An 18,299-nucleotide genomic window follows, 5' to 3' on the forward strand; every position below is an offset into this window, starting at 1 on the left:
AGGTCATCTGACCTATATTTTCACGACAATCGACCAAAGCCCCCTGGAACGCCCCGGCGCTGGCACGGCCGTGGTCAAGGGGGAGGGCGCCCGAAGCGCCGCGCATCCGGCGAATGCCTTTGCGGGAGAGGCCCGTGACTGCTGGTCGCGGCACTCTTCAGCCTCTACTATGCGCCGCGCGTCGAGGGTCTCCTGAAAGCCATTTGAGTGGTTGGCGGGCGCGGCCCGCGAAACGACTGGGGTTGCGCCACATGACAGACAAGGAAGTCAACGCCCTGCGCGCGCCACAGGGGGCGCCGGAAGCGCAGCCTCCCGCAGGCCCGCAGGGGAGGGCACGGCATGGGCCTGACGCGTCCTTTCGGCAGCGCGCCATCCGCGGGGTGCTGGGCGGCCTGCTCGGCCTCGTGAACCTCCTCAGCATTCCCACGATGCTGGCGACCGTTGTGCTGCGGTGGTTCCAGCTGCGCTACGCGCTGCTCAAGCCGCGGCCCGGAGACATCTACGTGGCCACCGCGCCGAAGACGGGCACGACGTGGATGCAGCAGATCGTCCACCAGGTCCTCACTGGCGGCAGGGGCGAGTTCGAGCACATCTCCCAGGTGTCCCCCTACCTGGAGCAACTGATGTTCCGGGGCTTCGCGGAGCGCGTGCTGGACGCGCTGCCTTCACCCCGCATCCTGAAGACGCACATGCCCTACTGGCTGGTGGCTCCGCCCCCGGACAGCCGCATCATCTACGTCACCCGCAACGCGGCGGACTCGCTGGTCTCGGTCCACAACCACGTCTGCCTGGAGACGGGCTACCGGCACAAGCTCGACGTCCCCTTCATCCGCCGGGACTTCATGCTGAAGCGGTGGTTCTGGCACCTGGAGTCCTGGTGGCCGCACCGCGCGGACCCGAACGTCCTCCACCTGCGTTACGAGGACCTGGCCGCGGACCTGGAGGGCAGCATCCGGAAGGTGGCGCGCTTTCTGGGCGTCACCCTCGAAGAGGACCGCATGGGCGCCATCCTGGAGAAGTGCAGCTTCGCCTACATGAAGCAGCACGATGGCCGTTTTGACGTGCGAGTGCCCCTGTTCGACCCGAGCGCCTCCAGGCCAGGCTTCATCCGCAAGGGCGTGGTGGGCGACGGCCGCGCGGTGCTGACGCCCGAGGTCCAGGCCGCGCTGGGCGAGCGCATGGGCCCTCTGCGCAAGAAGCTCGGCCTGGGTGAGACGGAGATGTGAGGCCCGAGCTGTCGCGGAGGACTACCGGGCCTTCGGGCGCGCCGAGCGGACAACGCGCGTCACGCCCGTCACGATCAGCAGGATGACGATGCCGGCGAGGATGCCGAACACCGTGTCGATCAGCGTGGGGATGATGGCCGCCAGCACGCCACCGATGCCCGACACGGTGCCCGCGCTGTGCGCGACGCTCTCGCTGAAGTGGTGCACGGGGGGGATGCCGTGGGTGAGGATGCCGCCGCCGACCATGAACATGGCGACCGTGCCGGCCACCGAGAGCGTCTTCATCAGATACGGAGCGCCGACCAGGAGCCCCCGGCCCAGCGCACGCTGGAAGCCGCGGAAGCCCCCCGTGCCCGTCTTCGAAGTGAGGAGGAGCCCCGCGTCGTCGAGTTTGACGATGCCGCCGACCAGGCCGTAGACGCCGACCGTCATGATGAGGGAGATGCCGACCAGGACGGCGACCCGCTGCCCGAAGGACGCGGCGGCGACGGTGCCGAGCGAGATGACGATGATCTCCGCGGACAGCACGAAGTCGGTCCGGACCGCGCCTTTGATCTTCTCCTTCTCGAAGGCGACGATGTCCACCGCGGGGTCGGCGACAGCCTTGACGAGCTCACCATGGTGGGCCTCGTCCTCGTCCTTGCTGTGCAGCAGCTTGTGGGCCAGCTTCTCGACGCCCTCGTAGCAGAGGAAGGCGCCGCCCAGCATCAGCAGGGGGATGATGGCCCAGGGAATCAGCGCGCTGATGGCCAGCGCGGCGGGGACCAGGATGGCCTTGTTGACCAGTGAGCCCTTGGCGACCGCCCAGACCACGGGCAGCTCGCGATCGGCCGAGATGCCGGTGACCTGCTGCGCGTTCAGCGCGAGGTCGTCACCCAGGACGCCAGCGGTCTTCTTGGTCGCGACCTTGGTCATGGCCGCGACGTCGTCCAGAAGGCTGGCGATGTCATCAATCAGGGCAAACAGGCTACTTCCGGCCACGAGCGTCTTCCTCTGAAATGGGTCGTCTCCGCCGAACCCGGGTGCACCCGGTCCCGGCAGGTGGGTGGGTATACCTCGGCTCGGCGACCAGGGCACGCCCCCGCTCCCCTGATAAGGACGCCTGGGGCGAATGGAAAGCCTGTTGAGCGGAATGGCTGGAGCTGGACGCCAGCACAGGCCCCCGTGGGCCGGGCCCTCAGCCCTGGGAGACTCGCCGCACGCCCCGGCGCAGGAGGAGGTCCGGCACGGAGCGGCGCTGGTCTCCCTCCAGCACCAGGGCCTCGCCCTCCACGACGCCGCGGCAGGCAAGGCCGCGTTGCAGCGCCTGGCACCAGGCCTCGAGCGCCTCGGGGGGCAGCCCCAGCTCCTCCACCCGGGTCACCTCGGCGCCGTCGCGCTCGCGCCGCGCAAGCCGCACCCTCGCTCGTTCGGGGCCGTCAGGAGGAGGCTGCGCGGGGAAGTCCTCCGCGCGAACCTGGGGTGTCTTGCTCGGGAGCGCCTCGCGAAGCTTCGCGAGCGCGGCGAACGGGGAGTTGAAGCTGCCCGTGGAGGACTTCCCAGGTGGAGTGTCCGTGGGCTTCGGCTCCGGAGGACCCTTGCGTGTGTTGCGTGCCATCCTTTGCGTGAGTGTGCCAGAGATTCGCTCCCTGCTCGACCCGAGGGCTCATGGCCGCGTCTTCCACGACGCAGTTCGAGCTGGCCGCGCCCGTGGCGCTGCGCCTGGAGCCTGGCCACCGCGGCGGCGCGCGAGTGCTCCCGAGCCTGTTCGCGCTCACAGCGTGTAGCCGCCGTCGCTCAGCAACGTCGCGCCCGTCATCAGCGCGCAGTCGTCTGACAGCAGGAAGCCAATCTGCCGCGCGATCTCCTCGGGCCTGGCATAGCGACCCAGCGGCGTCGCCATGGCCGCCAGCTCGGCGAAGGCCGCGTCGCGCCCGACCTGTGCCGCCCGCTCGGCGAACATGGGGACCGCATCCCATACCGGCGTCTCGACACCCGCGGGTGCAATCGCATTGACGCGGATGCGGTCGGCCGCGCCCTCCTTCGCGGCCACCTTCACCAGGTGGATCAGCGCGGCCTTCGACGCGCCATACGCGGCGACACCGGGCTCGGGCTTCACACCCGCTGCGGAGGCCGTCGCGACGATGGAGCCACCGCGCCCCCGCATCGCGCGCATCGCCGCGCGCAGCGTCAGGAACGCGCCATCCAGATTGACGGACAGGATGCGCCGCCACTCGTCGAAGCCATGGTCGACGATGGACGCCGCTCCCGCGACACCGGCATTGACGACAGCGTGGTCGAGCCCTGCCAGCTTCGGCGCCAGCCCCTCCCAGAACGCCTCGTCCCGCACGTCCCCCACCGCCCGGTCGACCACACACGGAAGCGCCACCGCCTCCAATGCCCTGGGAGCGAGGTCGACCAGGATCAGCCGCGCGGCGCCCTCGGCGGCAAGATGCTGCGCCACTGCCAACCCGATGCCGGAAGCAGCACCCGTCACGAGCGCGGTTCGATGGGTGAACTGGGGCATGTCTCATTGTACCTGAGCCCACGTGAGGGCCTGGTCATGAACATCGGAGAGGGACCGATGTCCTCGCTGGCTCCCCTGGCAGAAGAGCTGTCAGGCCCTTCATGGCCTCGGTTCAGGTCACCTTCGATGTGGGAAGCCAGGTGTCCGTGAGGGATTGCCGGGCTTCTTCGTCAACGAAGCGCCGTGATGCTACCCCGGGCCTATGGGGCGTCATGCTCGGATTGCTCCGCGGGCCTTGAGGTGGACGGGCGCTTCGGTGGGAAGACGGGGCCGTAACACGCGCCTTTGTACACGTAATAGTCCTCGTCACAGTCCTTCGCGCTCAAGGCCACCTTCACCCAGCACCCACCATTGATGTGAATCTGCGGCCTGCGAGGACAGCGGCCAGCAGCATCGGGCCGCGTCTGTCCTGGAAGCGGCTTGGGAGGGATATCCACACTGATGGCCGACCACGCGGACGGAGCCCGAGGAGTCACCGGAGCCGTCAGCGCGGTGTCTCCGACGGCCACGGTGCCACCATCCTTCTCAGCCTCGCTCACTGACGCGTCTTCATGCGCGGCCTCGTTTCCAGGATGCGCGCTCAGCAGCCACACGGCGCCAAGCGCCACGGCTCCTCCCACGCTGGCGGCCATCAGCGAGGACCACCGGGAGCGCCCATCCGCGTGAGGCATGACGTGTCGGGAGGCACCCCCTGATTTCACGGGTCGGGATTGCTCCCGGGCGAAGAGGGGCACGTCCGCCGCCGGTCCCGCCTTCCGCGCGGCCTGTTCCAGCGCCTCGGCCAGCTCGCGCGCACTGCCACGCGCTTCGGGGCGCACGGAGAGCATCCGGGACACGAGCCCACTCAGCTCCTCACAGCAGCGGACGTTGACCTCGCGTGGAGGTCGCGGGCCTGGCCCCTCCAGGCTCCAGATATGGGATTGCTCGTCCATCGGGGCCGGCGTGGGAGGGTAGTCGTCCATCACCAGCCGGTAGGCCGTCATCCCCAGTGCGAAGACGTCATCCGCCGGCCCGGGCGCATAGGGTGTGGTCGACGCGTCGAAGGGGAGCCGCACGGAGCGCCAGGCCTCCGGCGAACGGTAGTGCGACGTGCCGGGAGGAAACGGTGGCGACGTCAGGGTGGCGGCGCCCACGAAGTGTCCGGAGCCGAAGTCGGTCAGGAAGACCTGTCCGTCCGCGGCGCGCACGAGCACGTTGTCTCCCTTCACGTCCCGGTGGACGCCCGCCGCGGCGTGTGTGGCCGCCAGCGCCCGCGCGAGACTGGCGAGGACGTGGAGCACCTGCCGGGAGCTGGGGCGATTCACGAGCGCCCATTCGTACAGGGACACGCCCTCCACCCATTCCATTGCGAGGTAGGGGTGGGGGAGGAAGCCCCCCGGCTGCAGCCAGCTCCCCCGGCCCACATGGCGCGGGACGCTCGGGTGGTGGATGCGGGAGAGCAGCTCCGCCTCTCGCGCGAAGCGCTCATCTCCGGGGTACAGGGCCAGCTTGAGCGCCACGGGCCCGGAGACGCCTGCCGCCACCCCGAAGGCGCGGTAGACGGCGCCGTAGGCTCCCCAGCCCCGCCGCTCCAGTACGCGCCACGGCCCCACTCTCGTGCCCGGGGGCAGGCATGCCGGATTGAGGTGGCCAGGCTCCATGGAATGCCCCGCGAGGAGGTAAGGGGTGTGCTCGCCACGAGCCTACTCCCTGCGTTGGCACGTGTCAGTGCAATGGAGCCCGGGGGGCGGCCCCGCTGCGTGCTTCAGTGCTCATGCCTCCGGGTCGGCGCCGCCCTCCAGCAGGTCCGAGAAGGGAGAGCCCGCATGGCCCAGGGCCTTGTAGAGGGTCTCGAGCCGCTCCAGCTCCCGGCGGAGCATGCGGTAGTGGTTGCGGCTCTTGATGAGGCTCCCACGCCCGAAGAGGCGGAAGGCCTCGTCCCGGCCGAGCCGCCGCGTGGCCACCGCGAGGACGAGCCCCCGGAAGCCGTCGGCGAGCTCCAGGTCGAGCGCACCGGGCCCGCGGGCCTGCGCCGCGCTGACGAAGGCTCCGGCCGCCGTGCTCAGCACCTCCGTGAGTGGCTGGGCCGCCGGGTCCGACTCGTAGCGCAGGGACTGCTCGAAGTGCTGGACCTCCAGGGTGAGCGTCCGGGTCGCCTCTCCATACTCCACCAGGGAGAACGCGTAGGCGCGGCGGACGATGTTGTCCAACTGCCTCAGGTTGCCCGGCCAGGGCTGGGCGGTGAGGAGCTGCTCCGCGGCGCCCGTCAGGCGGACCTGGCCCTCCGGGTAGCGCTCGCGATGGCGGCGGTCGGCCATGTACTGCGCCCAGCGGGCAATCTCGTCCCGCCGGTCCTTGAGCGGAGGCAGCGAGATGGGCAGGACCTTGATGCGGTAGTAGAGGTCCTCCCGGAAGCGCCCCGCGCTCACGGAGGCCTGGAGGTTGGCATTGGTGCCGATGATGAAGCGCACATCCGCCCGCCGCTCCCCGCCGTCCTCTCCCAGCACGCGGTAGGTGCGCTCCTCCAGCACGTGCAGCAGCCCCGCCTGCGCCTTGAGCGAGAGCTTGTCTATCTCGTCGATGAAGAGCGTGCCGCCCCTGGCGCGTGCCACCGCCCCCGCGTTGTCACGCACCGCTCCCGTGAAGGCGCCCTTCTTCCAGCCGAACAGCTCGGCCATCTGCAGGTCTTCGGGCACCGTCATCAGGTCCAACACCTCGAAAGGCTCGCGCTGGCGAGCGGACTGCTCATGGCACCAGCGCGCCAGCCGGGACTTGCCCACGCCCGTGGGCCCCGAGAGCAGCAGCGTCTCCTCCTGCCGGGCAAAGACCTTGAGCGCGGGCAGCAGGCTCGCCAGCGCGGCGCCCACCACGGGCAGGTACCCATCCCCCTCCTGCCGGCTCGGGCGCGGCGGCAGCGCGGTGACGTAGGGAGTGGCCTGGTTGGCCAGCAGTTGGAGTCGCTCGCCGCACGCCCGCCAGATGAACTCCTGGCCCGTGGCCGCCGGGCACTCCGCCTCCAGTGAAATCATTCCATGCAGCATCCGGCCCGGCCCCAGCAGTGGCAGCACGCCCACGTGTGTGACCTGCCGGCCGAGGAGGCGTTGCTGGCTCTCCGCGCTGTTGAAGGTCCGGCCCAGCTCGGACTCACTGAGCGGCGCCGCGCCAGCGAGGTGCGGCGTGAGCAGGCCCAGCGTCACGTCGATGGAGATGGCACAGCGATGCTCCACCACCAGTTGCCACGCCGTCGCCGAGGCCAGCAGGGGCTGGGCCATGCCCGCCGTGGTGTCTGCCTTTACCTCCGTCGTGGCGGGCGGCTCCGCCGGGCCCGCTTCCAGCACCGCCAGGCTCCGGTAGCCCTCCTCCGGCCGCAGGTGGATCATCCCCCGGATGATGCGGCCCTGCCCCGCGTAGCGGCTGGCGGTGAGCGCCTGCTCTGCCTGCTCGAGCATGAGGCGCAGCGTGGCGCTGGCCGCCTCGTCGAAGCTCCCCGCCTCCATCAGAATGGCCATGAGCCGGCTGGCCGGTTCCTGCATGAGCTTGCTCCTGGGGGGTGGGCCTGCCACGGGAAGGGACCTGGGAGGGGGCGGCGCGCGGATGCGCGCGGGTGAGCGTCCCAGTAGATTGGCGCCCCCCATCTTAACGGTGCATCCCGGGATGAGAAGACCCCAGGCCCGAAGCAGGGCGCCTGACGTGGGAGACGTATGCGGCACGCAACCGGAAGGGTAGAGGCCATGGGCGGCAGTGCGCACGACGTCGTGGTGGGCCGTCGCTACCAGCTCCTGGACGTCGTCGGCCGCGGGGGCATGGGCACCGTGTACAGCGCCCTGGACAGGCTGGGTGGGACCATTGCCCTCAAGCGACTGCACCGCTCGCTGGGGAGCTCGCGCCAGGAGCTCTCGCCCGAGTCCACCACGCAGACCCTCTCGCGTGAGCTGGCGCGGGACCTGGCCAATGAGTTCGAGGCGCTCACCTCACTGCGCCACCCGCACGTCATCCACGTGTTGGACTACGGGTTCGACGAGGAGCTGCGTCCCTACCTCACCATGGAGCTGCTGGCGGGGGCGAAGACGCTGGTGGAGGCAGGACGCGGCCAACCGGCCCGCGTGCAGCTGGAGCTGCTGGTGCAGCTGCTGCGGGCCCTCGCGTACATGCACCGCCGGGGCCTCATCCACCGGGACCTGAAGCCGGGCAACGTGCTGGTGGTGGACGGGCAGGTGAAGGTGCTGGACTTCGGCCTGGCCATGGCTCGCGTGCAGGGCGATCTGCGCGGAGCCGCGGGCACTCCGGGCTACATCGCGCCCGAGCTCTACCAGGGGGAGCCGGCCTCGGAGGCCTCGGACCTGTACGGCGTGGGAGTGATGGCGCAGCGCATGATGGCCGGGGCCCGGCTGGAGCCGCGCGTGGGGGCCATCCTCCAACGGCTGCTGGCGGCGGACCGGCGTGAGCGCTATCAGCGCGCCGAGGACGTGCTCGGGGACTTGCGCGAGAGCGCCGGCCTCCCGGGGCAGCTCGAGACCCGGGCCACGCGTGAGAGCTACCTGCGGGCGGCCCGCTTCGTGGGCAGGAGGCGCGAGCGCGAGGAGCTGGAGCAGGCGCTGGAGCGGGCGTTGGCGGGGCAGGGCGAGGGGTGGCTGGTGGGGGGCGAGAGTGGGGTGGGCAAGTCGCGGCTGGTGGAGGAGCTGCGCACGCTGGCGCTGGTGAGGGGGGCGGTGGTGCTGCGGGGCCAGGCCATCGACAGCGGAGGCAGCCCGTATGAGGACTTCCGGCCGGTGCTGCGCTGGCTGGCGCTGCTGGCCGCGCCGAGTGACTTCGAGGCCAGTGTGCTCAAGTCCCTGGTGCCCCACCTGGAGTCACTGCTGCTGCGGCACGTGCCGGAAGCGCCGCCGCTCGCCGGTGACATGGCCGAGGAGCGCCTGCTGGGCGTGGTGGAGGCGCTCTTCGAGCGCATTGGCCAGCCCACGGTGTTGATGCTGGAGGACCAGCACTGGGGACAGGCGGAGGGCACGCGGTTGCTGGCGCGGCTGTCCGCGCGAGCGCGAGCGCTGCCGCTGCTGGTGGTGGCCACGTACCGCAATGACGAGCGGCCCGGACTGCCCCAGGAGCTGCCCGCCATGCGGGTGATGGAAGTGCCGAGGCTCGGCGCGGAGGAGATGGCGCGGCTGAGCGAGTCGATGATTGGGGAGGCGGGCCGGGCGCCGCGGGTGCTGGAGCTGCTCCAGCGTGAGACGGAGGGCAACCCCTTCTTCCTGGTGGAGGTGGTGCGCACGCTGGCGGAGGAGGCGGGGCAACTGGACCGGATTGGGGCCGCGCCCCTGCCGGAGCGCGTCTTCGCAGGAGGGGTGCGGCAGCTCATCCAGCGGCGGCTGGACAAGGTGCCGGAGTCGGCGCGCGGGCTCTTGCAACTGGCCGCGGTGGTGGGCCGCCACCTGGACCTGGAGGTGCTGCGGGCCAGCGCACCCGGGTTGGACGTGGAGCAGTGGCTGGAGGACTGTGCGGGCGCCGCGGTGCTGGACTTCGCGGACAGGCGGTGGCGGTTCGCCCACGACAAGCTGCGTGAGGGCACCCTGGCCAGCCTGTCACCGGAGAAGGCGCGGGAGCTGCACCGCCAGGCCGCGCTGGCCATTGAAGCGGCGCACCCCCAGGCGCCCGAGTGGCTGGCGGCGCTCACCTGGCACTGGGGCCAGGCGGGTGACACGGAACGGGAGGCACACTTCGCGCAAAGGGCAGCGGAGCAGGCCATGTCTGTCTATGCCTGCCATGCGGCCCTCCCGTACTTCCAGCGGGCGCTGGAGATTGCCCGGGCCCGGGCCGCACCGCCGCTCCAGGTGGGCCATCTGGAGGGGCGGCTGGCGGAGACCTTCTACCTCATCGGGGACATTGCCTCATGCGTCGCGCATGCCGGGCAGGCCCTGGAGAACCTGGGGTGGCCGCTCCCCGGGAGCCCCGCGGGTTGGCGCCTGGGGCTCGCGCGGGAGCTGCTCGTGCGGCTGTCTCAATCCGTCGTTCCCGAGGTCTTCGAGGAGCACTCCGCCGAGCGGCGCGAGGTGCGCCTCGAGGCCGGGCACCTGACGGCGCGGCTCAACGAGGCCTACTTCTTCCAGCAGGATGGCCTGCGCGCCATCTGGTCGACGCTCCGGCAGGTCAACGTGCTGGAGCCCGCGGGAGCCTCGCATGACCTGTCGCGTGCCTATGCCTTGATGGCGACGGTCCTGAACACGCGCCCCGTCCTGCGGCCGCTGGTGGACCGCTGGTGCGAGCGGGCCATGCGCACGGCCGAGCAGGTGCGGAGCACGGACAGTCGGGTCTACGTGCTGGTGCGTCGCGTGATTTGTGGCATCACCCAGGCCCGGTGGCGGGAGGTGGCGGGCTGGGTGGAACAGGCCCGGGAGCTGGCCCGGGCCGCCCGGGATTTCCGCCAGTTCGAGCAGGGCTGCAGCATGCTGGCGAACTCCCTCTACTACCAGGGCAGCTTCCGCCGGGGGGTCGAAATCTCGCATGAGCTCGAGCACTCCGCGCGCAAGCGCAACGCGGTGCAGAGCGCCTACTGGGGACCGATGCTGCGGGCGCGCTGCCTCGTGCGGCTGGGCCATACGCAGCAGGCGCTGAGCGAGGTGGAGCAGGTGCTGCCCTGGTTCGAGTCCCATGCGAGCGCCACGGAGAAGCTCCTGCTCTACGGCGCGTTGGCCCTGGCGCTGCTGCAAAGCGGGCAGCGGGAGCGGGCGCTCGACGTGGCCGCCAGGGGCTCGGCGCTGATGAAGGGCATGCGGCCCGTGAATGCCCTCATCGTTGGCGGAGTCGCCCTGGTCGCCGAGACGTACCTGACGGAGTGGGAGCGGGGGCCGGGCGCCCGGGCGGTGGAGCCGGCCGCGAGGCAGGCCTGCGCGCTCCTGCGGGCCTTCGCCCGGGCCTTCCCCTTCGCGGAGCCATTCTCCCTGCTCTGCGACGGGCAGGAGGCCTGGCTCTCGGGGCGCGAGGAGGCGGCGCTGCGGGGCTGGCGGCGCTGCGTGGCGCGCGCCGTGGAACTGGCAATGCCTTACGAAGAAGGCAGGGCCCGGCTCGAGCTGGGGCGGCATCTACCCACGGCGGCACCCGAGCGCGAGGCCCACCTCGTGCGCGCCCGCGAGCTCTTCCAGCGGCTCGAGACGCCCGTGGAGCTGTCCCGCGCCGAAGCCGCGCTGTCCCCGTAGGGACGTCTGCTTCACTCCCTGACGCGGGTTCGTCACCTGCTGACGCAGCCCGCGGGCCCCTCCGGGAGGACGCCCCTCGAAGCACCTGCGTGGCCCGTGCTGGCCTGTTGATTGCTCATGCCCCTGCCCGCAACCCCTGGCAGACGAGGTACACCGGCATGAGTCACACCCGAGCCCTTCCCATCACCGTATGTCTTTCCCTGCTGTCGGCCGCGATGGTCTCCTTCCATTGCGGCCCAGCCCCCGCCGATGCCCCGAGCGACATGGGCGAGGCGGCGCTCAGCGTGTCGACGCAAGCGCTGTCGGCCAATGACGTGGCCCGGATGCGGGTGACGGTCACCGGCCCCGATATCACCTCAGACATCCAGCATGACCTGGTGAAGTCGGGCGGGAAGTGGACCGGCATCATCAGCAACATCCCCGTGGGAGACGGCCGGCTCTTCAAGGCCGACGCCTTCGACGGCACCGGCACGGTGCTCTACACGGGAACCTCCAGCCCCGCCACCATCACCGCGGATGGGATTGCGGCGGCGGTCATCCTGCTGCAGCAGGCCCAGGCGCCGGACCCGTTCGAGAACACCGCGCCCTCCGTGACGGCGCTGTCGGCCTCGGCGACCGAGGTGACGCCAGGCACGAAGGTCTCCCTGTCGGTCAGCGCCGCCGACGTGGACGGGGACCCCCTGACCTACGCCTGGAGCGCCAGCGCGGGGACGTTCAGCCAGGCAAACGCCACCAGCACCGAGTGGACGGCGCCGCTCGCCGAAGGGGATTACCCCGTGTCGGTGACGGTCAACGACAACCGGGGTGGCTCGCGCACCGTCTCCCTCCTCATCCAGGTGGCTGCGTCCTTCGCGAGGGGGGCCGCGAGCCTCGACCTGGGCTTCAACAACGCGCCGGTGGTCACCCGGGTGACGGCCAATCCCAGCGGGCTGTCCACGGCGCTGGATGTCACCTCCACGGACGACGATGGGGACACGCAGAGCTACCAGTGGAGCGACGGGGGCGGGGTGTGCACCGGCTCCTTCAGCCCCAGCGCCACCGCCAGGAATCCGGTGTGGACCGCGCCCGCGAGCGCGCCGGACGGCACGCAGTGCCTCCTGCGCGTGACGGTCAGCGATGGCCGGGGTGGCAGTGGAGAGGGCAAGCTCTCCCTCCAGCTGTCCAGGGGCGTCGCGCCGAACCTCGCGCCGGTGGTGACCAGCGCCTTCCAGGGCTCGGGCGAGTTCGCCCCCGAGGTGCAGGTGGTCTTCCGCGTCCATGCGTCGGACCCGAACTCCGCGAGCGAGCAGCTGACGTTTGAGTGGAGCGCCAGCTCTGGCACCCTGGGGGTCCCCAGTCCCCTCGGCTCTGGCAGCGAGGTGGTGTGGACGGCACCGCCCAAGGCCTCCGACACCCACCCCTGTGCCCCGGCGACCGTCACCGCGACGGTGAAGGACGCCCTGGGCGCGCGGACCACCAAGGTGTTCTCGATGAGCTGCCCCGTGCCCCAGCTCACGAACGGCTCGTTCGAGACGGGCCCCTCCACGAACCAGTTCCAGACCGTGAGTGGGATGGATTCGACCACCCTCCCCGGTTGGACGGTGCTCAAATCGGTGGACATCTACCATCGGAACATCTGGAACATGCCCAATGGCAATTATGCGCTCGACCTGTGTGGAGGCGAGAAGGGGGCGATCCGCCAGGTGCTCAAGACGATTCCGGGCGGGAAGTACAAGGTGAGCTTCGCCCTGGCCGGCAATCCGAACACCTCAGGCGTCATGAACCTGAGGGTGACGGCCGGGAGTCTCCCGCCGCAGGACTACACCTTCAATACCAGCGGCAGGAACCCATCCAGCATGGGCTGGGTGTCCATGACGTTCAACTTCACCGCGACCACGAGCGCGACCGACCTGACCTTCGAGAGCCTGACGGAGGGCAGCTCGGGGCCCGCGATCGACCACGTCTCGGTCTGGTACCAGTAGGAGGACTGGAGAACGGCCCGGGGCTGACGCTCACGGCCCCGAGGCCCCCCTGTCTTCGGAGCTGGCCCCGGGCGTTCAGTCTTCCCACCGGGGACGCGGGTGCGCAGGTCGAGGAGGGCTTCGTCGATGTCACGCCGGCGCGGGTGCATGGCCGCGCTTCTTCTACGCGCGGCTCAGGCAATCTGCGACGGAGGCGGGCCGCCGGGGAGGATGACCTCGCTGCCGTAGGTCACCTGCCAGTCCGCGTGGCCCAGGGAGTAGAGGTCCACGCCCTGGCCCGGGACGAGCCCGACGGTGCCCAGCTTCTCCGGATTGGGCTGGCCCTGCAGCGACGCCAGCGGGCCCGCGCCGAAGTAGCGGCCCAGGTCCCAGTCCGTGTCGTGCGCCATGGCGATGCGGCTCAGGGCTCCGGGGTACTCACCCGACGGGAGGATGTGCGGGCCGTTGCCGGCGGTGCCGCCGAACGGGTCGAAGCGCATCCAGTACTCGGCCGGAATCTGCCCGCCGGAGCGGGCGCTGGCGGCCTCGGCCCAGGCGATGTGCGACGGCGAGCCGTAGTAGCCCGCGTCGCGAGACCACTCCTCGAGCGACGCATGGCCATGGGCCGCGAGGTCCGCGCCGTAGGTATTCGCGTCGTCGGCCTGCTTCTCGCCCATCGCGCGGTCCATCTCCGCCTGCAGTTGGTCCGGCGGAATGTCGAGGTCCAGCGGCGTCACGCGAATCTCGATGTAGCCGCGCGCCGGCAGTCCCAGGGGATAGATGGTGTGCAGGTTCGTCTCCACGCGCACGGTCATCTTCCCGTCCTCACCGGGGCCCGTCACCGTGGCAACGCCGGGGACACCCCCCACCTGCTGGCGCGAGGGCACGTCCAGGGCCACCGTCTGCCGCGACGACGCCTTCGGAGCGTCGAACCCGTCGAAGGTCTTCGGGGCCGCGGAGCGCGGAGTGCTCACGGCCGCCGCGACGGCGTTCTTCTCGGGGGCCGCGGTCTTCGGCTCGCTCGGAGTGGGAGGGGACTGCGGCGATGGGTTCCTGGAGATCTTCGACATGTGGCAACTCCCCCTGTGCACGGCGTGCAGTGGCCTGGACTCCCAGTCATTATCGTCCGGGAGGCGGTAAAAGTTGATTCCGGTCGGACGTCGCGCCCGGATTGCGTATCAGCCGTGGACGACGCGGCCGAAGTCGCGCATCCACTGGAGCTCCTGCGCGGACATGGGACCGCGCTCCAGGGCGGCGAGGTTGTCGTCGAGCTGGGCGGTGTTGGCGGGCCCGGTGAGGACCACGTCCACGTGCTCGTTGGACAGGCAGAAGCGGTAGCAGTCTCCGGCGGTGGGGACGGGTCCGTCCCAGTCGCGCGGGCGCTTGAGGAGGCGGCGCCAGCTGGTGGCGGTGTACGCGATGAGGGCGGGCCTGCGGCGGGCGAGGTGCGGGAAGATGTCGCGCTCGGCGCCGGGGTGGGCGGCGTTGTAGCGAATCATCAGCAGGTCGAGCGGCGAGTCCTCCGCCAGCCGTCCGGCGCGAACGCGGTCATGGATGGAGACGCCCAGGGCGCGGACCTTGCCTTCCTCCTTGAGCTTCATCAGCACGTCCACCGTGCCCGGAGTCCACGCGCTGGTGGTGCCGAGCCAGGAGAGCTGGAAGAGGTCCAGGTAGTCGGTGCCGAGCACCTTGAGGGCGCGCTCGCAGCTCCGGCGCACCTGTCCCGGGAACCAGGCCAGGGTGGTGCAGGCGGCGACGACGAAGCGCTCGCGGTGGGGCTTGAGGGACTCGCGGAGCACGCGCGTCATCTTCCGCGCGGTGGGCGTCCAGTAGACGTAGTTGAGGCCCCGCTCGAAGGCGGCGCGCATGCCGGCCTCGTCGATGCCGTAGTTGGCGGCCAGTCCCAGCCGATGCACGGGCCTGTCGAAGACGGGAACGTGGCGGTGCGTGAAGTCCTGCGAGGTGACTGCGGCGGCGGTCGTCATGAGGCCCCCCCGGGCGAGGGCCATCGTATGCCTGTTTCGTGGTGACCTGTGCGTCGATGGCCGCGACATGGCCCGGCCCACATGTCGGGTCCGGGCCTGGCGACGGGCAGTCCCGTCAGAGGTGGTAGTGCCCCGCGGCCTCGGGCTGGTAGGGCACCGCGACGACGCGCAGGCGCTTCGTGCGGCCGCCCGGCATGGGCCACGAGATGGACTGCCCCACCGAGAGGCCGATGAGCGCACTGCCGACGGGCGCGAGGACGGAGATGCGGCCGTCGTCACTGCGGGCGTCACGCGGGTAGACGAGCGTCACCTCGCGGCGCTCTCCCGTCTGCTCGTCCTCGAAGACGACGGTGCTGTTCATCGTCACCACGTCCGCCGGCACGGCCTCAGAGGCCACCACCCGGGCCCGGGACAGCTCCAGGTCGAGCATCTCCGCGAGCTCGGCCATCCGGCCACCTCCATGGTGGTCGATGACGTGGCGCAGGCGCTCCAGGTCGGTCTCGGTCACGATGAGGGACTGCTCGGGGTTCATGGCTCCAGGCTCCCTTGGGTGGAAGTGGGGTTGAACCCCGCATAACGGTTGGGGCCCGGGTCTATTCCCGCGGACTCGCCGTCATCCGCCGCCCTCGGGTTCGTCGAGAACCCACCACTCGATGCCGTGCGCGCCGTCATCGGCGAGGAAGAAGACGTGGGGGCCGGCGCGCGTGAAGAAGTAGGGCAGCGAGCCCAGCCGTCCCGGTGCCAGCTCCTGCCGCAGCTGCGTTCCGGGCCACGTGCCATCGGTCCGCCACAGCTCCGCGCCGTGCTCCCCGTCGTCCGCGTGCAGGAGGGCGACGCCGCCGGAGTCCGTCATCCACCGGGGCTCCGAGTGCCCCGGGCCGGGGCGGATGTCCCGCACCAGGGCCGTGCCGTCCGCCGTCCCATCCGAGCGCCAGGGCTCCTGACCGTGCACGCCGTCATCGGCGCTGAAGAGGGCGATGCTCCCCAGGGCTCCGAACCAGCCGGGGTACGAGCCTTCCGGGCCGGGCCACACGTCCGCCACGAGCGCGGTGCCGTCGCAGGTGCCGTCACTGAGCCAGGGCTCGCGGCCACTCACCGGGTCCGTGGCCGCGAAGAAGACGCGGCCCCCTGCCACGGTGAAGCCATCCGGGACGGAGCCGCCCTGGCCGGGGTGGATGTCGCGCAGCAGCACGGTGCCGGCCTCGGTGCCATCGCTGACCCAGGGCTCGCTGCCGTGCTCCAGGTCCCCGGCCGCGAAGACGACGCGCGTCCCCAGGGCGGTGAGGCTTCGGGGGAAGGAGCCGTCAGGTCCTGGCACCAGGTCCTTCACGAGCCGGGTGCCCTCGGCGGTGCCGTCGCTGACGCCCAGCTCCCAGCCCTCGTCCGCGAAGAAGCCGGTGAAGTACAGGCGGTCTCCCGCGGCCAGCAGGGTGCCGCTCGAGCTGCCTTGTGGGCCCGGGCGGAGGTCCTTCACGAGGACGGTGCCCCCGGCGGTGCCGTCCGTGCGCCAGAGCTCCTCGCCGTGGAGGCCGTCGGTGGCGGTGAAGTACGCGACGCCGCCCAGCACCACCGGGAAGCCGAAGGCCGCGCTGCCCGCGGGGCCCGGGTGGATGTCCTTCACGAGGACGGTGCCCTCGCGAGTCCCGTCGGTGCGCCACAGCTCGCGGCCCACGATGCCGTCGTCCGCGAAGAAGAAGGCGTGGGTGCCGAGCACGAAGAAATGGGAAGGTGCCGAGCCCTGGGGGCCCGGGCGGAGGTCCAGGAGAAGGAACGTTCCTTCCGGGGTGCCATCGGTCCGCCACGGCTCGGCGCCGAGGCTGCCGTCGTCCGAGTCGAAGAAGAGGGCTCCGCCCATGGCGGTCCACGACGAGGTGGACGGCGGCAATGCGCCCGGGCGGAGGTCCTGCACCAGGCGGGCGGCGTCCGGGTCCAACAGCGGGGCCGGCGAGGTGTCGTCACTCTCGCGTGTCGTACCGGAGCCGCCCGCGAGGCGCAGGCCGGTGGGGACCTGGCCGATGTCATCCGAGAGGCCGATGGCCCACAGCTCGGCACCGGAGTCGCGGTGGTGCGCCGTGAAGAACAGCCGCGAGCCGCTGGCCGTGAAGTCGCGCGCCGACGAGGAGAGGGCCCCGCCCGCGATGTCGCGGATGCGCGAGGTGCTGGCGAGGGTGCCGAGGCTCGTCCACGGCTCGTGCCCCTTTCCGGGCTCGCGCGCGGAGAAGTAGAGCCGGCCCTGCTGTGCACGGAGGGACGCGAGCGCCGAGCCCTCCGGCCCGGGGGTGATGTCCTTCACGAGCACGGTGCCGCCGGGCGTGCCGTCGCTGCGCCACAGCTCGTCGCCGTGCGCTGGAGACCAGGCGGAGAAGAAGAGGAGGTTGCCCAGCGCGGTCAGCTCCCTGGGGTTGGAGCTGACCGGGCCGGGAGCGATGTCCGCGACGCGGGACGTGCCGTCGGCGGTGCCGTCGCTGCGCCACAGCTCGTCACCGCCCTCCGGGGTGCTGGTGACGAAGAAGAGGAGTCCCCGGGCGCAGGTGGGGCGCGGGTCGCTGTCGAGCCTGGGGCGCCCGATGTTCGCGAGCTGGACTGTGCCGCTCGCGGTGCCGTCGCTCTTCCACAGCGTCAGAGGGGGCGCGATGAGCGGGGCACCATCGTCGTCATTGCCGTCGAGCTGGACGAAGAAGAAGAGCTGTCCCGTCACACTCGTGAGTCCCCGAGGCCGGACGATGACCCCGGGAGGGGCCTCCAGCTGGCGGACGGGGAGGGTGCCCTCGGGGGTGCCGTCGCTCTTCCAGAGGGTGCGGTCGACGAAGAAGTAGAGCCGTCCCGCCGACGCGGTGAGGTGGGCCGGGTACGAGCCCGAGCCACCGGGCGAGAGGTCCTTCACGAGCCGGGTGCCCGCGGCCGTGCCGTCGGTGCGCCACAGCTCGACGCCCGAGACGCCGTCATTGGCGACGAAGTAGAGGGAGTTGCCCAGGACGGTGAGGTCCCGAAGGCCGGCGCTGGCGGAGCCCGGGCGCAGGTCCACGACGAGCGACGTCCCGGACGGCTTGCCATTGCTGCGCCACAGCTCATCGCCGTGCTCGCCGTCGTTGGCGATGAAGAAGAGGGTGCTGTTGACGGGGGTCAGGTCGTGAGGGTCCGAGCCGAGGGGACCGGGACGGATGTCCTTGACCAGGAAGGTGCCGGAGTCCGTGCCGTCGCTCTTCCAGAGCTCCGTGCCCCGGGACAGGTCCGTGGCGCCGAAGAGGAGCGTGCCGGCGGCGTCCGTCAGCGCGTAGGGCGCGCCGCTGAGCCGGCCTCCGGCGATGTCGTCCACGGCGAAAGCACGTCCGGACAGGAGCGCGGAGACCTCATGCGCCAGGTCGTCGTTCGAGAGCGGGGTGGGGAGGGAGCCATCACAGGCGATGGCTCCCGCCATGCACAGCAGGAGGAGAGTCGGCCGGACAGGCTGCGAGGCCATTGGGGGCACCGTCCTT

12 protein-coding genes are annotated in these 18,299 nt (G+C 71.0%); 3 read left to right on the forward strand and 9 right to left on the reverse strand.

All coding sequences use genetic code 11. The features are described 5' to 3' along the window. Window positions 1-428: 428 nt before the first annotated feature. Window positions 429-1,226: a sulfotransferase domain-containing protein gene (locus tag ACX9TP_RS22540; protein ID WP_482981791.1), complete on the forward strand. Its 798-nt coding sequence runs from the start codon at window positions 429-431 to the stop codon at window positions 1,224-1,226. Window positions 1,227-1,247: 21 nt separating this feature from the next. Here ACX9TP_RS22540 and ACX9TP_RS22545 read toward each other — a convergent pair whose 3' ends face one another. From ACX9TP_RS22545 to ACX9TP_RS22565, 5 genes are all read right to left on the reverse strand, one after another. Beyond that, window positions 1,248-2,207, reverse strand: a complete 960-nt coding sequence (locus tag ACX9TP_RS22545) for a DUF808 domain-containing protein (protein WP_482981792.1) — start codon at window positions 2,205-2,207, stop codon at window positions 1,248-1,250. A 196-nt stretch (window positions 2,208-2,403) separates the two neighbouring features. Then, the gene (locus ACX9TP_RS22550; RefSeq protein WP_482981793.1) at window positions 2,404-2,823 is read right to left on the reverse strand and encodes a translation initiation factor; all 420 of its coding nucleotides are present in this window, start codon (window positions 2,821-2,823) and stop codon (window positions 2,404-2,406) included. Window positions 2,824-2,979: 156 nt separating this feature from the next. Further along, window positions 2,980-3,732 (reverse strand): SDR family NAD(P)-dependent oxidoreductase, encoded by a 753-nt coding sequence (locus tag ACX9TP_RS22555; RefSeq protein ID WP_482981794.1) that lies wholly within the window; start codon window positions 3,730-3,732, stop codon window positions 2,980-2,982. A 200-nt stretch (window positions 3,733-3,932) separates the two neighbouring features. After that, complete coding sequence (locus ACX9TP_RS22560) at window positions 3,933-5,372, reverse strand: serine/threonine protein kinase (protein ID WP_482981795.1); 1,440 nt, start codon at window positions 5,370-5,372, stop codon at window positions 3,933-3,935. A 111-nt stretch (window positions 5,373-5,483) separates the two neighbouring features. Continuing rightward, the gene (locus ACX9TP_RS22565; protein WP_482981796.1) at window positions 5,484-7,244 is read right to left on the reverse strand and encodes a sigma-54-dependent transcriptional regulator; all 1,761 of its coding nucleotides are present in this window, start codon (window positions 7,242-7,244) and stop codon (window positions 5,484-5,486) included. Window positions 7,245-7,442: 198 nt separating this feature from the next. On the opposite strand from ACX9TP_RS22565, the gene ACX9TP_RS22570 reads away from it, so the two are divergent. Further along, complete coding sequence (locus tag ACX9TP_RS22570) at window positions 7,443-10,898, forward strand: protein kinase domain-containing protein (RefSeq protein WP_482981797.1); 3,456 nt, start codon at window positions 7,443-7,445, stop codon at window positions 10,896-10,898. A 158-nt stretch (window positions 10,899-11,056) separates the two neighbouring features. Beyond that, window positions 11,057-12,859: a choice-of-anchor C family protein gene (locus tag ACX9TP_RS22575; RefSeq protein WP_482981798.1), complete on the forward strand. Its 1,803-nt coding sequence runs from the start codon at window positions 11,057-11,059 to the stop codon at window positions 12,857-12,859. Window positions 12,860-13,032: 173 nt separating this feature from the next. On the opposite strand, the gene ACX9TP_RS22580 is transcribed toward ACX9TP_RS22575, so the two are convergent. The 4 genes from ACX9TP_RS22580 to ACX9TP_RS22595 all read right to left on the reverse strand — a co-directional run bounded on the left by ACX9TP_RS22580 (window position 13,033) and on the right by ACX9TP_RS22595 (window position 18,283). Beyond that, window positions 13,033-13,908, reverse strand: coding sequence for a hypothetical protein (locus ACX9TP_RS22580; protein ID WP_482981799.1), 876 nt, complete (start codon window positions 13,906-13,908; stop codon window positions 13,033-13,035). 108 nt (window positions 13,909-14,016) lie between these two features. After that, window positions 14,017-14,823: an aldo/keto reductase gene (locus ACX9TP_RS22585; protein ID WP_482981800.1), complete on the reverse strand. Its 807-nt coding sequence runs from the start codon at window positions 14,821-14,823 to the stop codon at window positions 14,017-14,019. A 115-nt stretch (window positions 14,824-14,938) separates the two neighbouring features. Beyond that, on the reverse strand, window positions 14,939-15,355 hold the full coding sequence (rnk, locus tag ACX9TP_RS22590) for a nucleoside diphosphate kinase regulator (RefSeq protein WP_482981801.1): 417 nt from the start codon (window positions 15,353-15,355) through the stop codon (window positions 14,939-14,941). Between the two features lie 81 nt (window positions 15,356-15,436). Then, window positions 15,437-18,283: an ELWxxDGT repeat protein gene (locus ACX9TP_RS22595; RefSeq protein WP_482981802.1), complete on the reverse strand. Its 2,847-nt coding sequence runs from the start codon at window positions 18,281-18,283 to the stop codon at window positions 15,437-15,439. Window positions 18,284-18,299: the final 16 nt, after the last annotated feature.

It is taken from the genome of Pyxidicoccus sp. M15, assembly GCF_056858435.1.